The following is a 14,007-nucleotide window of genomic DNA, read 5'->3' on the forward strand; positions in this document are numbered from 1 at the left end:
TCTGTTTATCCCCACCTAACCCCTACCCCTTATCGTGAAAGCCGTAAGAGATCGCTTTCCGGAGACCCCTGATCCATGCTGCTTATCGCCCGCGCGCCGGTCCGGATCAGTTTCGCTGGCGGGGGAACGGATCTTCCCGCTTATTTCACCCGATATGGCGGCCAGGTCCTGAGCGTCACCCTGAATCGCTATGTCTACACGATCCTCTCCCCGGCGCCCCGGGCGGCCCATCTGATCTCGGCGAACTACAGCCTGTTTCATCAGTATGCGCCGGACCGGGATGCCATGTGGGATGGGAACCTCTCCCTCCCCCGCGCCATCCTGGAGGCCTTCGGAAGCCCGGGCGGGATTGACCTCTTTATCGCCGCCCAGGTCCCGCCGGGCACCGGGCTGGGTTCTTCCGGGAGCCTGGCGGTCTCGATGATCGCCGCCCTGGCGGCATGGAGCGGCTGGCCTCTTTCTCGAGCGGAGATAGCGGAGCTAGCCTGTCAGATCGAGATCGAACGGTTGGGAATGCCGGTGGGCAAGCAGGATCAATACGCGGCGGCCTTCGGCGGCCTGAACCGGATCCGCTTTGACGCCCATGGGGTCACGGTGGAGCGCGTCCCCCTGGCCCCGGAGGTCCGGCAAGCCCTGGAGCGGCGGCTGCGGCTGTTCTATACCGGCCAGGCCCGCCCCTCCTCGACGATCCTGAAAAGGCAACAGCAGGCCACCGCGGAGGAAGATCCTCAGGTGCTGCGGCGGCTCCACCTTCTGAAGGCTCTGGCGGAGGAAATGGAAGAGCGTCTGACAATGGGCGATCTGGATGGCTTCGGCCGCCTGCTCCATGAGGCCTGGACACTCAAGCGGGGGCTGGCCTCTTCGATATCCAATGACTTCATCGATCGCTGCTACGCTGCCGCCCGCGAGGCAGGCGCGCTGGGCGGAAAGATCACCGGGGCCGGTGGAGGGGGGTTCCTCCTGCTTTACTGCCCCGAGCCCGCCATTGAACCGGTGACGAAGGTGATGACCGATATGGGATTGAAGCCGATGGATGTGGCCTTCGACGATCAGGGCGTGCAGGTCTTCCGGGTGGAGTGAGCGATGTGGGTCCAGTGGATCGAAGAGTATTTCAATGGGATTCATCGGGCGCTCGAGGCGCTGCCCCGCGAGATCCTGCTGCAGATCATCGCGCAGATCGAGGCGGCCGCCCGGGACGGGCGCATGATCTTCCTCTGTGGGAACGGGGGAAGCGCGGCTACCGCCTCTCATTTCGCCTGCGACCTCGCCAAAGGCACCCGCCAGTCCAACGGGCCGATGGTCCGCGCGATGGCCCTCACCGACAACGTCCCCCTGCTTACCGCGTGGGCCAACGACACCGAATATCGCCGGGTGTTCGCCGAGCAGCTGCGCCCCCTGATCCGACCGGGGGATCTGCTGATCGCCATCAGCGGCAGCGGGAACTCCCCCAACGTCCTGGAGGCCGTGCGGGTCGCCCGGGAGGCCGGCGCGTTCACCATCGGCCTCACCGGCTTTCAGGGAGGGAAGCTGCGCGATCTGGCGGATCTGTGCCTGATCGTCCCCAGCGACTGCATGGAGCAGATCGAGGATGTCCATCTGATCCTGCACCACACCATCACCACCGTGCTGCGGCGGACATGGGAGGGCGCTTTCGCCGCGGCGCCGATCCTGCGGGAGGAGCCCCTGCTCGATGCGAGCCGTGTTCCTGGACCGTGATGGCGTGATCTGTGAGAACCGCCCGGACCATGTGAAGTCCTGGGCGGAGTTCCGTTTCCTGCCCAGCGCGCTCTCCGCCCTGCGCCGCCTGGCGGATATGCCGTTCCCCATCATCGTGGTGACCAATCAGGCGATCGTCCATCGAGGGATGGTTCCGGCGGACGTGGTGGATGAGATCCACACCCGGATGATCCAGCACGTCCATCGGTTCGGGGGCCGGTTGGACGCGGTTTACTACTGTCCGCACCGGCCGGAGGAAGGCTGCTTCTGCCGCAAGCCGAAGCCCGGGCTTCTGCTCCAGGCCGCCCGGGACCTGGGGATCCAGCTGGAGGGCTCGTATCTGATCGGGGATGCCCTCACGGACGTGGAGGCCGCCCTGGCCGCCGGGTGCCAGCCGTTGCTGGTTCGAACCGGCCGGGGCGCGCTCCATGCGGAACTCGTGCTCCAGCGCTATCCCGGGGTTCCGATCTTACGGGATCTCCTGGAAGCGGCGCTGTGGATCCTGCGCTGCGAAGCGTTGATCCCGATCCATCGCCCACCGAGGATGAGGGATGTCCCGCTGGCCGCGCCGCTGGGTTGAAGGGCTGGACCTCTATATCCAGACCCAATCCACCGGTTGGGCGTCCTATTTCCTGGAACAGCTGGTGATGGGGCTGCTCCGGGATCTCCCTGGACTGGCGGGGATCGGGCTGCGAGGGCTGGCCTATCGCTTGCTTCTGAACGCCCGGGGCTTCCCCTACATCGCCCGGGGGGTGCGCCTCGCTCAGCCCCGGCGGATCACCCTGGGGCGGGGGGTCTACCTGGATGAGGGCGTTTACCTCCATGCCTGCCCGAACGGCATCATCATCGGCGATGGGACGGTGATCATGCACGGGTCGGTGCTGCATGTCTACAACTTCCGGGGCCTGCCGCACGCGGGCATTACCATCGGGCGGCGGTGCTTCATCGGGGAATACAACGTCATCCGGGGCCAGGGCGGCGTGACCATCGGGGATTTCGTCTACACCGGCCCGCTGGTTCAGATCCTGGCCGTCAACCATGTCTTCCAGGACCCCCATCGACTGATCGCGGAACAGGGGATCACGGCCCGGGGGATCGTCATTGAAGACGATGTCTGGTTGGGGGGCGGGGCGGTGATCCTCGATGGGGTGCGCATTGGGCGGGGCGCGGTGGTGGGCGCGGGGGCGGTGGTGACGGAGGATCTGCCCCCCTACGCGATCGCCGTCGGCGTCCCGGCACGGGTGGTGGGCAGCCGGCTGGATCGCCCCCGCTCGATCGAGGGCCCTGTCTTCCACGGCGGCCTCCCGGCGGTTCAAACGACGGTTCTTGCTCAGGAGGAATCCGTATGAGCACGCTGTCCATCGTGATCCCCGCTTACAACGAGGAGGGTGCCATCCAGGCGGTGCTGGATCGGATCCGGAGGATCGGGCCGGCGCTTCGAGAGGCCGGCTTGAGCGAATGGGAGATCCTGGTGGTGGATGATGGATCCCGGGATCGCACGGCCGAGATCGTGGCCGCCTATCCAGAGGTCCGACTGATCCGTCACCCGGTCAACCGGGGATATGGAGCGGCGCTCAAAACCGGTTTCGCCCACGCCCGGGGGGAGTGGCTGGCCTTCCTGGATGCGGATGCTACGTATCCACCTGAAGCGCTTCCAGAGCTCTACCGCGTCGCCCGGGCGAGTGGAGCCGATCTGGTCGTGGGATCCCGCATGGATCGCCCGGATTCGGAGATGCCACGGGTCCGTCGGATCGGCAACTGGGGGTTCGCCTTCCTGCTCCGGCTGCTGGGGGGGACAGCGGTCCGCGACAGCGCCAGCGGCATGCGGCTGCTGCGGCGGGAAATCCTGGAGCGCCTGTATCCGCTGCCGGATGGCCTGAATTTCACCCCAGCGATGAGCGCCCGCGCGATCTATGAGAACATCCGGATGGTGGAGGTGCCGATCCCCTATCGCGAGCGCCTGGGCCAGTCGAAACTGCATCCGCTGCGGGATGGCGTGCGGTTCCTCCATGCGATCGTCTGGACCGTGTTCACCTACAATCCGGTGCGGGTGTTTGGGATAGCGGGGTTCGGGCTCGGGCTGATCGGCCTGGCCCTGGGAGGGAGCGCCATCCTGTGGCCGGGCCCAGGCGGATGGCCCTTCCCGCGCCTGTTTGCCGCGGTGGTGCTGGCCGCCCTCGGGCTGCATCTCTTCGCCGTGGGGACGCTGTTCAATTACATCGTCTCGCTGTTCCACAAGCGCCCGATCCGTCAGGGGGTATTCGGCTGGCCCCTGTTCCGCCGCCCTCTGGAGCAGCGCTTCCTGCCGATGGGCCTCCTCAGCATCCTTCTCGGCATAGGCCTATACGGGTGGGCGGTGATCGCGCGGCTGACCGCGCCCCCCTTCCCCGCCCCATGGTTTGTCCCCGCGGTCAGCGCCCTCGCGGTGATCATGGGGGTGGACCTCCTCACCGCCGGGATCCTGGTCCGCGCCCTGGCGGAGCTCCACCAGCGGGAGCTCCGGGCCCGTCAGGATCTGGAAGGCGGGCTCGCCCGGGTTGCGCCGACGGAGCCCATCCCTCAACCGGCATCGATCTCCCATCCAGCGTAGTCCGTCGCGATCGCCGATGAGCCATCCGGTCCTTCCGGCCTTTCGGGCGGCTGGCGGTTTGCTTCTCCTTTTGTTCTTCCTCTCCGCGGCCTCGCCGGCCTTGCGGGTGAGGGCGGCGGGAGACTTCTCCCTGCGCTTTTACGGGAACGGAGGAGGGGATATCGACCGGGTCAAGATCCTCGTGGAGGGGCGATCCATCAACGTCGGCGGGGATTTCACCATCGAGTGGTGGATGAAGGCCCAGCTGTCGGAAAACCCCAGCTCGACATGCATGTCCGCACCTGGAGATCTCTGGATCTTCGGCAACATCCTCTTCGATCGGGACGTCTACGGGTCGGGCGACTACGGGGATTACGGGATCTCTCTGGCCGGCGGGCGGATCGCCTTCGGGGTCAACCGGGAGGGAAGCGGGTTCACCCTGTGCGGATCCATCCCGGTAGCCGATGGGAACTGGCATCACATCGCGGTCACCCGTCGTCAGAGCGATGGGCGGATGCAGATCTTCGTGGACGGGCAGCTGGATGCCAGCGGCTTTGGGCCGCCGGGAGACATCCGGTATCGGGATGGCCGGAGCACTTCCTATCCCAACGACCCCTACCTGGTAATCGGTGCGGAGAAGCACGACATCGATCGCAACACCTACCCCTCCTATAGCGGATGGATCGACGAGGTGCGGATCTCCCGGATCGTGCGTTACAACGGGCCGTTCTCACCCCCCACGACACCTTTCACGCCGGATGCGGATACGGTCGCGCTGTATCCCTTCGACGAAGGGCCTGCGGGGCCCTGCACGGGGGGGATCGTGGATGCCACCGGCGCCAATCCGGGGGGATGCCGGTATGGATCCGTGGATCGGCCGGCCGGCCCGGTTTACAGCGCCGACACGCCTTTTGGGACGATCGCCCCGCCTGTGATCCTCTCCGGGCCGATGGTCACCGCGCTCGCCACGAAGGCTGGGGTGACCTGGACCACCGACGTGCAGGCCAGCAGCGAGGTGCGATGGGGGGCTTCCTGCGGAGCATGGAGCCAGGAACGTCAGGATCCCACGCCTGCCCGCTTGCATGCCATCGTCCTCGACGGGCTGAGCCCCAGCGCCAGCTATTGCGTTCAGGTTCGATCCGCCAACGCGGGGGGCAGCACACCGTGGACGCCGGCGGGGGGTCTGTCCTTCACCACCCGCGCCGTGGAGTTTCGGATCTACCTCCCGCTGATCCAGAAGTGAGCGTGGAGGGAGTGGGATGGGAATACGGTGCTTAGGCACCGCATTCCCATTACCGGCAAGCGGAGCGGATGGCATGGGAAAGCGTGGGGTTCGGGCTGGCCTGATCGGGCTGGGACTGATGGTGGGGATCGGCGGGCTTCTGGGAAGGCCCCTGACGATGGTGGAGGCCCAGGGGCTGTCGGCGGGGAGCTGGGAGAGCTGGACCGTCGAGTGGCGGGGGGAGGCCCATGAGGTGCGGGTCTACCGCCCGGTCGGTTTCCCGGCCCATCGACCCTACCCGGTGGTTTATCTGCTCTCCGGCTGGGCGATGGGGTTAGGCATGTGGGAACGACCAGATCTCCAGCAGGCCGCCGATGCCGCCCATGTCCTGCTGGTGGCGCTGCAGGGGGAGGAGGATGGGGTTCCTTCGTATTACTCGATCTATTCAGGCCTCCCATGGCCCGGAGGATCCGCCTGGCAGGCATCGTTCTATGACTGGTTCTTCCAGGGGGTCCTTCCCTGGGTGGAACGCCGCTATCCGGTGCGACGGGATGCGGGCGGGCGGGCGCTGGTGGGCTTCTCTATGGGCGGAAAGGGGGCGTTCTCCCTGGCCGCCCACCGGCCGGATCAGTTTGCCGCGGCCGTATCCATCGGTGGGGTGCTGGATCTCACCCTTCACCATTCCGAGGCCCTTCGGGCGGTCTACGGGCCCCCGGGCGCGAACCCGTTCCGCTATGCGGCGGACAACCCGGTGGAACTGGCTCCGAATTTAAAGGGATTATCGCTGCTGATCCTCCACGGCGCGGCCGATCCGGAGGTCAGCCCAGTTCACAGCCGGCGGATGCATGAGATCCTTCAGGCCCTGGGCTACCCCCATGTCTGGGAGGAGATCCCGGGCATGGGCCATGAGCTCAGCCCTTATGCGATCGAGCGGGCCTTCGCGGTATTGCGCGAGGCCTTCGAACGCCCGCGCGCCGTTCCTTCCTCCTGGCGCTATCGCTTCGCGGTCGCGACGGTGCGAACCGTTTACCGGATGACCATGATCAAGAGCGATCCGGCCGCATGGTCGGAGGTGCAAATGATCTCCGCGGAAGAACTGGAAATCCAGACCGACGATCCGCTCCTTCTCATCACCCCGCCGGTGTATGCCCGGGGCGCCCGGGTGCGAATTCAGGTGTGGAATCGCGAGACGGGCGCTCTGGCGCAGCAACAGGAACGTCCGGCCCTGAACGGCCGCGTGCGGCTGGAGCTCCCGGCCGGGCACTGGTTGATCCGGCTTCAGCCGCTTCGCCTCCCGCCCTCCACACCGAAGCGCATGGCTCCGATGGCAGGGATGGACGGGATCTTCGTCCGTAAACCGGGATGCCTGGAGGAAGACGTCATCTGCTACATGCTCCGCTGATCCTGGAGAGGATTCCCCGATGATCAGAGGCCGAATCGCTCGTTTCGCCCTGGCCCTTTTTCTGCTGGCTGGTCCGCTTCTGGGCCGGCTGTTCCTCTCGGGGGGGGCGCCGCGCTCAGGCGGTGGCGTCCGCCCCCATCGCCCTGGTTGTGGATCCCGGCGCGCCGAACCCGTTCGGGCTTTACCTGGGGGAAATCCTGCGAGCGGAGGGCTGGGCCGCCCACGATGTGATCTCTCTCTCCTCCATCTCGCCCTCGCTCCTTCAGCCCTATCCGGTCGTCTTGCTGGCGGAAGTCCCCCTGAATGGGACGCAGGCCGGGATCCTGCGGGACTACGTCGAAAATCGCTGGTCAGCCGGTAACCCTCACCATGGTCCTGATGAACGCAGGGCCCAGCGCGGCGCGAGCGGTGCAGCTCGAGGCTTCGTGGCCGCCCAGCCTCACCCTGGAAGCCTGCATTCCCCCATGCACGAACACGCCATGGGCTCGCTGGGATCTGGACCTCCTTTCCCTGCGTGAGCCGGCGTGGTTCCAGATCCGGCTCCGCGTGGATCCGGATTTCACCGGGATCGCTTCGGTGAAGGTCCAGGCACGCTCCGCCCCGGTGGAGATCGACCCCCATACGAATTCCCAACAATTTGCCCTCCAGGTCCTAACCCGTTTCCGCTACCGTGTGTTCATGCCCGTGATCCTGCGTGCTGGATCTCCGTAAGCGGGCTGGGCATGCGGGATGAAGGACGGTTCTTATGGAAAGGAGCGAAGGATGGCGACACAGATACCCGTGGTGGGAGAGGAGGAGCTACGGCGCAACTTGGGGACGCGGCGGATCCCTCCGCTGCCGGCCCCCAAATTCCCGGACGCCAGCCCGGTGATCCGGCGGCTGCGGCCGCCCCGTTCGCCCGAGGCCGTGGATGTGCTCTTGGTGAACCCGCCTTCCCCGGACGGGGCGGTCTGGATCCGCAGCCAGCACCGGGTAGGCCGCCGCTCCCGGGAGAACATGATCTGGCCCCAGGTAAGCCTGGCCCAGATGGCCGCCATGCTCCACCCCGATTACAGCGTGGAGATCGTGGATGCCATCGCGCTGCGGATGGACTGGAAGGAGTTCGAAGATCTGCTCCGCCGCAAGCAGCCGAAGTATTACATCACTCAGGTCACCGCCCCCACTCTGACCAACGACATGTATGGCGCCTTCCTGGCCCGCAGCCTGGGCGCGAAGACCATCGCCTTCGGGACCCACGTGACCCCCATGCCGATCCCGACGATGGAGGCCTACCCCGCGCTGGATTTCGTGCTGCGCGGGGAGCCGGAGCTCACCCTGCGGGAGCTGATCGACACCCTCGAAGGCCGGGTTCCCGAGGGCCGCCTCCGGCGGCTGTTCGAAGACAGCGACCCCGAATGGTTCCCCCTGAACGAGGGGGAGGCGAGGGAGTGGCCTCCGGAGGAGAAGCTGGCTCGCATCAAGGGGCTGGTCTGGCGCCGGAACGGCGAGATCCGGGTGAACGTCGACCGCCCCTTCATCCGCAACCTGGATGACATGCCGCTTCCTCTGCATCATCTGCTGCCCCTCTATCACTACCGGGCGCCGATGATCCGGGGCCCCTACACCTTCATCGTGACCAGCCGGGGCTGCACCGCCGGGTGCACCTACTGCATCAAGCACGTGAGCTATCAATACTCCATCCGCCTCCGCTCCCCCGAGAGCATCGTGGAGGAGGTCCGCCACCTCGTGGACCTGGGGATCCGGAACATCCACATGTATGCCGATCTCTTCACCATCAGCCGGGATCAGGTGATGGGGATGTGCGACCTGCTGATCCGCGAAGGAATCCGGATCCGCTGGACCTGCAACAGTCGGGTGGATTATGTGGATCGGGAGATGCTGCACCGGATGGCCCAGGCGGGCTGCTGGCTGATCTCCTGGGGCATCGAATCGGCCAACGAACAGATCCTGAAGGGCGTGCGCAAGGGGTACCGCCTGGAGCAGGCGCCCCAGGCCCTTCGCTGGGCGAAGGAGGCGGGGATCAAGAACTGGGGCTACTTCATCATCGGCCTGCCCGGGGAGACAGAAGAGACCATCCGGCAGACCATTGAGTTCGCCAAGTCCCTCCCGCTGGACCTCGCCCTCTTCCACATCGCGGCCCCTTATCCGGGCACTCCCTTCTTCTTCCAGGTGGTGGAGAACAACTGGTTCCGCCCGGGCACGGCCTGGGAGGAAGTGGACATGGACCGTTCCACCGTTCTGGATTATCCGGGGTTGCCCGCGGAGCGGCTGGAATACTGGCAGAAGCGGGCGTTCCGGGAATGGGCCATGCGCCCTGGGCCGATCCTCACCTTCCTGAAGGGCGCCCTGGACCCGGCGGTGGTGGGGTCCGCGATGGAGGTGGCCATCCGCCATGCGCGATGGCTCCTGGGGATGGAGTAGATCACTGGAGGCGGCTCCCATGATGGGAGCCCCCCGACTGGCCTGGCTCTCCGCGATGCGAGGCCTGGCTATCCTTATGATTGTCTTCTATCACATCACCATCGCCATCTATGGGGTGCCATGGTTTGCCCACCCCCGGAGCGACTGGCCAGAGCTAATCGTTCGCATCGCGCAGCTCCAGCCCCTCCCTCAGGAGAACCTGGTGGCTTTCCTTCTGGCCAACCTGTTCCGCTATGGAGGCTGGCTGGGGTATCAGGGCACGGGGGTGTTTCTGGTGATCAGCGGGTTCGGTCTCACCTGGGCGCTGGTCAGCCGCTCCCGGGAGGCCCTCCTGGATCGCCGGGCGTTCTACATGCGGCGTTTCCTGCGCCTGTTCCCCCTCTACTGGGTCGGGCATCTGTTCTTTCTGGCCTTCAACAACCTGGTGGGCTGGCGGCCGTTCTCCCCACTGGACCCCCGTTTCATGCTCAGCTTGGTCGGGCTCCGGTTCCTGCCCGGGGTCTTTCATTTCATCTCCCCTGCATGGTGGTTTATCGTGCTGATCATGCAGCTCTATGCCGTTTTCCCGCTTCTCTGGGAAGCGCTGAAACGCCTCGGGGCGGTCCGGTTCGGGATCGCGGCCGTGCTCCTCACGGCGCTCACCCGGGCGATCGGTTTCTTCCTCCTGCCAGTGGATCCGGAGATGTGGTCCCGGGGGCTGCTGTTCACCTCCCGGCTGGGGGAGTTCGCCCTGGGGATGGTCCTGGCCTGGCAGGCGGCTGGGGATCCGGGGCGGGTTCAGGGGTGGTTGCGGTCGCCGCGCGCATGGCTGGCCCTGGCGATCCTGTATGGATGGGGGATGGGGCTCTCTTTCACGCGGCCCGGAGCGGTGATCGCGCCCCTCTTCATCACTCCGGCCGCCACGGGTTTCCTGATGCTGCTGGCCCGGGATCTCCTGCCTCGCTGGCCGCGCGTGAATCGGGTTCTCTCGCAGGTCGGCGAATTCTCTTACGGGGTGATGGTCTTCCACCAGCCCCTCCTCTGGGCGCTGATCATCTGGCTGTGGCCGTTCCCCATGCCACTGGCGCTCCGCATGAGCCTCATCGGGGCCGCCACCGTCCTCATCCTTCTTTTCTCAGCGGCGGCGGAAACCGGAACAAACCGGTTGCTGCGCCACTGGCCTTTCAATCGGATCTTCCCACCCCTCGGGCCCTACGTCCGCGTTCCGGTCCAAAACCCCTCCCTCTCTATTCCTCGATCCATGGAGGAAGCGCTATGAGAACAACACAACGGCTGCATCGAGGTGGGCTGGCCCTGACCCTGGCCGGGATTCTCCTGGCTCTCCTGATCGTGGCCATGGGGATCCTGAGCGGTGCCTCCGTGCCGGTGGCCTGGGCCCAGGGGAGCGGCGTGATCACCCATACCCGGGTGGTGGATTTCGCCGCCGGATGCGCCATCTCCTCCGGCATCTCGGTGGGGAACACGGGGGGCGGCGAGCTGCATCTGAGGGCCAGCGTGGAGGATGACTTCGACGGAGCTACCGTCGATCTCACCCGATGGATCACCAACATTTCCAACCCTAATGCAGGGTCCTATCAAAGCCTGATTATGGGCAATGGGCTCATCACGCTGAATGGGGTCTACCTGCGCTCAGTCCTCACCATGACCCAGCTCCCTCGTTTCTTCGAGGCCCGAGCCCGGCTGATGCAAGCGCCCAACACCTCTGGCGAGCCGGATCTGGGCTTCTACCGGGAGGTCGGCCCCGCATACAACCCATTTACCCCCGCCAGCTCCATCCGATTGTTCATCCTGGGAAACGGCGATGCCAACAACCTGATCGTGCGGGCGCGGGATGGGGCTGGACCGCTCGTGGATGTGGACATCCCGGATCCCGACAAAACCCAGTTCCATATCTTCCGCATCGAGTGGGAGCCCAACGCCACCCGTTATTTCATCGACGGGGTGCTGCAGACGACCATCCCTTCCCCGACCCTGGTGATCACCTCCTGGGTGTTTCTATATCACCAAACCCCCTCCTTTTATGGCTCGACGCCCATGGACATCGACTGGGTGCGCGCGGGCCAGTATGCCGGAACCGGGACCTATACATCGTGCCCCCAGGACGCCGGCCAGAGGGTCCGCTGGGACACCCTTGCATGGGATGCCACCGTGCCGACCACCACTACCCTCGCCTTCCGCGTTCGCACCTCAATGGACGGCGCAAACTGGTCGGCCTGGTCCGATCCCCTCCCGCCAGGCCCGAATAACATTCCTCCTGCGCTGGCCTTCGCCCGCTATTTGCAATACCGGGTGGAGATGAGCACCACCAATCCCATGTGGTCCCCGGAGGTGCGGGAGGTGGTGCTCTCGTATTCGGAGCTCGCCGATCTGGCTGCGCGCAAGGAGGCATCCTCCGGCACGGTCCTCGCCGGGAACGAACTCACTTACACCATCTGGATCACGAACAACGGCCCACTTCCCGCTCAAGCCGTCCGCGTGACGGATACGCTGCCCGGCGGGGTGACGCTGATAGCGGCCACACCTTCCCAGGGCGGATGCTCCGGATCGATCTGCACCTTGGGAACCATGAACCCGGGTGGTGTTGCCATGGTCGCCTTCCGCGTCCGGGTGAACAGCAGCACGCCGGCCGGGACGCTGGTGAACCAGGTCGTGGCTGGCACCGACACCCCGGATGATCCCGTCAATAACACGGCGGCCGTCTCCACCGTGGTGCAGACCATGGCGAATCTGAGCCTGGCGGTTCGGGATGATCCCGATCCGGTGGTGGCGGGGGCACTGCTGACTTACACCCTGACCCTGACGAACGCGGGTCCCTCGGATGCCCGGGGGGTGGGGGTGACCCTGACGCTCCCCAGCGGGCTGACGGTTCTCGGCTTCTCCGCCTCCCAGGGATCGTGTGGAGGGGCGACCTGCAATCTGGGGGATGTTCCGTCGGGCGGGGTGGTGACGGTGATCCTGCGGACCCGGGTGGATGCCAGTGTTCCGGCGGGGAGCCTGATCCTCTCGGCTCAGGCGGCGGCCAGCACTCCGGATCCCAATCCGGGCGACAACACCAGGAGTGAAACCACGGCTGTTCAGACCCGGGCGGATCTGGTTCTGACGCTGAATGATGTGCCTGATCCGGTGGTGGCGGGAGCTCCCCTCACCTACACCCTGACCCTGGCTAATATGGGGCCTTCAGATGCGCAGGATGTTGCGGTTGCGCTTACACTGCCGGACGGCGTGACACCCATCACCCTCACTCCTTCCCAGGGAACCTGCGGCGGCACCACATGCAACCTGGGTGTTCTCCCAGCCGGGGCTACGGCTCGCATCACAGCGACCACCCGGGTGAACAGCGCCATCCCGACGAATACAGTTCTCTCGGCGCTGGCCCAGGCGAGTTCCCCCACCACGGATCCGGTGCCCGCGAACAACACGGCCACGACTTCCACCACGGTGCAGACCCAGGCGGATCTGGGGCTGTCCATTCGGGATGAGCCTGACCCGGTGGTGGCAGGGACTCCCCTTACCTACACCCTGACCCTGACGAACGCGGGTCCCTCGGATGCTCGGGGGGTGGGGGTGACCCTCACCGTGCCCGGCGGGCTGACGATCCTGGGCCTTTCGGCCTCCCAGGGATCGTGTGGGGCCTCAAGCTGCAACCCGGGGGATGTGGCGGCCGGCGGGGTGGTCACCCTGGTTCTGCGAGCCCGGGTGAACACCAGCACCCCGGCGGGGAGCCTGGTCCTCTCCGCCCAGGCGGCGGCCAGCACCCCTGACCCCAACCCGGGGAACAACACCACCAGCGAGACCACCACGGTCCAGACCCAGGCGGATCTGGTTCTGACAATGAATGATGCTCCCGACCCGGTGGTGGCAGGGACTCCCCTCACCTACACCCTGACCTTGACGAACGCGGGTCCCTCGGATGCCCGGGGGGTGATCTTCACCCTGACCCTCCCGGCGGAATTGCGGCAGATCAGTTTCATGCCCACGGATGGATGCACAGTGGACGGGAGCCGTATCGTTTGCAATCGGGGGATGATGCCTGCCGGAACCATTCAGACGCTCCTCGTCACGGGAACTGTAAACCCCGACGTCCCTGAGGGCGCCATACTGATTGCCCGGGCCGAAGCCCGTATGGAGACTCCAGATCCGAATGGCGCAAACAATCAGGCGACCGCCTCCACCGAAGTGCGCGGGGAAGCGGACCTGCAGCTCCTCTTCCGTGGGGAACCGGATCTCGTCTTCGTCGGCGATGTGGTCACCTACACCCTCATCCTGACCAACACCGGTCCCTCCCTGGCGCCGGGAGTCCAGGTCACGTTCACCCTGCCCGCGGGTGTGCAGGTCCTGGAGGCCGCGCCTTCCCGGGGTTCTTGCGCGGCGGCCACTTGCAACCTTGGGGATCTCCTGGTGGGGGAGAGCGCCCGTGTCGATCTGCGCGTGCGGATCGGGCAGTGGATAGGCCCGGAGATCCGCGTGCGGGCCGAGGCGACCTCGCGGGCAGTCGATCCCACGCCGGCCTCCGCGGAGATCCGCACTCAGGTTCGCTTCCGGCTGTTCCTGCCGCTGATCATGCGGGGCGGATCGTAGGACAGCGGCTTGCCGTGATCCAGCCTGCCCCGAAGCCTCCGGGGAGGTCTGTCTTTTCAAGTCAAGAGGTGCTGGGGGATTTCGGGACCGTGGGGAGGA

Annotated in this window: 11 protein-coding genes; all 11 read left to right on the top strand. The window is 65.9% G+C overall.

What is annotated here, in order from left to right:
* The first annotated feature begins 75 nt into the window (after positions 1-75).
* The 11 genes from VAE54_RS08525 to VAE54_RS08575 all read left to right on the top strand — a co-directional run bounded on the left by VAE54_RS08525 (position 76) and on the right by VAE54_RS08575 (position 13,908).
* Positions 76-1,080, top strand: a complete 1,005-nt coding sequence (locus VAE54_RS08525; RefSeq protein ID WP_322801531.1) for a hypothetical protein — start codon at positions 76-78, stop codon at positions 1,078-1,080.
* A 3-nt stretch (positions 1,081-1,083) separates the two neighbouring features.
* Positions 1,084-1,716, top strand: a complete 633-nt coding sequence (locus tag VAE54_RS08530) for an SIS domain-containing protein (RefSeq protein WP_322801532.1) — start codon at positions 1,084-1,086, stop codon at positions 1,714-1,716.
* Positions 1,691-2,296, top strand: a complete 606-nt coding sequence (locus VAE54_RS08535) for an HAD-IIIA family hydrolase (protein WP_322801533.1) — start codon at positions 1,691-1,693, stop codon at positions 2,294-2,296. The genes VAE54_RS08530 and VAE54_RS08535 overlap by 26 nt, the downstream gene beginning before the upstream one ends.
* Positions 2,268-3,065: an acyltransferase gene (locus VAE54_RS08540; RefSeq protein ID WP_322801534.1), complete on the top strand. Its 798-nt coding sequence runs from the start codon at positions 2,268-2,270 to the stop codon at positions 3,063-3,065. Before VAE54_RS08535 ends, VAE54_RS08540 begins: the two co-directional genes overlap by 29 nt.
* Positions 3,062-4,306, top strand: a complete 1,245-nt coding sequence (locus VAE54_RS08545) for a glycosyltransferase family 2 protein (RefSeq protein ID WP_322801535.1) — start codon at positions 3,062-3,064, stop codon at positions 4,304-4,306. Before VAE54_RS08540 ends, VAE54_RS08545 begins: the two co-directional genes overlap by 4 nt.
* Positions 4,307-4,322: 16 nt before the next feature.
* The gene (locus VAE54_RS08550) at positions 4,323-5,528 is read left to right on the top strand and encodes a LamG domain-containing protein (protein WP_322801536.1); all 1,206 of its coding nucleotides are present in this window, start codon (positions 4,323-4,325) and stop codon (positions 5,526-5,528) included.
* Between the two features lie 73 nt (positions 5,529-5,601).
* Entirely contained in the window at positions 5,602-6,909 is a 1,308-nt protein-coding gene (locus tag VAE54_RS08555; RefSeq protein ID WP_322801537.1) for an alpha/beta hydrolase, read from the top strand.
* Positions 6,910-7,212: 303 nt separating this feature from the next.
* Positions 7,213-7,620: a hypothetical protein gene (locus tag VAE54_RS08560; RefSeq protein WP_322801538.1), complete on the top strand. Its 408-nt coding sequence runs from the start codon at positions 7,213-7,215 to the stop codon at positions 7,618-7,620.
* Positions 7,621-7,671: 51 nt separating this feature from the next.
* A complete protein-coding gene (locus tag VAE54_RS08565) occupies positions 7,672-9,330 on the top strand; it encodes a B12-binding domain-containing radical SAM protein (protein WP_322801539.1) in 1,659 nt (552 codons plus the stop codon).
* Positions 9,331-9,349: 19 nt separating this feature from the next.
* Positions 9,350-10,588: an acyltransferase gene (locus VAE54_RS08570; protein ID WP_322801540.1), complete on the top strand. Its 1,239-nt coding sequence runs from the start codon at positions 9,350-9,352 to the stop codon at positions 10,586-10,588.
* Complete coding sequence (locus VAE54_RS08575) at positions 10,585-13,908, top strand: hypothetical protein (RefSeq protein WP_322801541.1); 3,324 nt, start codon at positions 10,585-10,587, stop codon at positions 13,906-13,908. Before VAE54_RS08570 ends, VAE54_RS08575 begins: the two co-directional genes overlap by 4 nt.
* Positions 13,909-14,007: the final 99 nt, after the last annotated feature.

Source organism: Thermoflexus sp. (assembly GCF_034432235.1).
Lineage (GTDB): Bacteria > Chloroflexota > Anaerolineae > Thermoflexales > Thermoflexaceae > Thermoflexus.

Excerpts from the sequence above, each read along its gene's own strand:
- VAE54_RS08530 (WP_322801532.1), top strand. The coding sequence starts at position 1,084 with ATGTGGGTCCAGTGGATCGAAGAGTATTTCAATGGGATTCATCGGGCG.
- VAE54_RS08540 (WP_322801534.1), top strand. The coding sequence starts at position 2,268 with ATGTCCCGCTGGCCGCGCCGCTGGGTTGAAGGGCTGGACCTCTATATC.
- VAE54_RS08550 (WP_322801536.1), top strand. The coding sequence starts at position 4,323 with ATGAGCCATCCGGTCCTTCCGGCCTTTCGGGCGGCTGGCGGTTTGCTT.
- VAE54_RS08525 (WP_322801531.1), top strand. The coding sequence starts at position 76 with ATGCTGCTTATCGCCCGCGCGCCGGTCCGGATCAGTTTCGCTGGCGGG.
- VAE54_RS08555 (WP_322801537.1), top strand. The coding sequence starts at position 5,602 with ATGGGAAAGCGTGGGGTTCGGGCTGGCCTGATCGGGCTGGGACTGATG.
- VAE54_RS08545 (WP_322801535.1), top strand. The coding sequence starts at position 3,062 with ATGAGCACGCTGTCCATCGTGATCCCCGCTTACAACGAGGAGGGTGCC.
- VAE54_RS08535 (WP_322801533.1), top strand. The coding sequence starts at position 1,691 with ATGCGAGCCGTGTTCCTGGACCGTGATGGCGTGATCTGTGAGAACCGC.
- VAE54_RS08565 (WP_322801539.1), top strand. The coding sequence starts at position 7,672 with ATGGCGACACAGATACCCGTGGTGGGAGAGGAGGAGCTACGGCGCAAC.
- VAE54_RS08575 (WP_322801541.1), top strand. The coding sequence starts at position 10,585 with ATGAGAACAACACAACGGCTGCATCGAGGTGGGCTGGCCCTGACCCTG.
- VAE54_RS08560 (WP_322801538.1), top strand. The coding sequence starts at position 7,213 with ATGGGACGCAGGCCGGGATCCTGCGGGACTACGTCGAAAATCGCTGGT.
- VAE54_RS08570 (WP_322801540.1), top strand. The coding sequence starts at position 9,350 with ATGATGGGAGCCCCCCGACTGGCCTGGCTCTCCGCGATGCGAGGCCTG.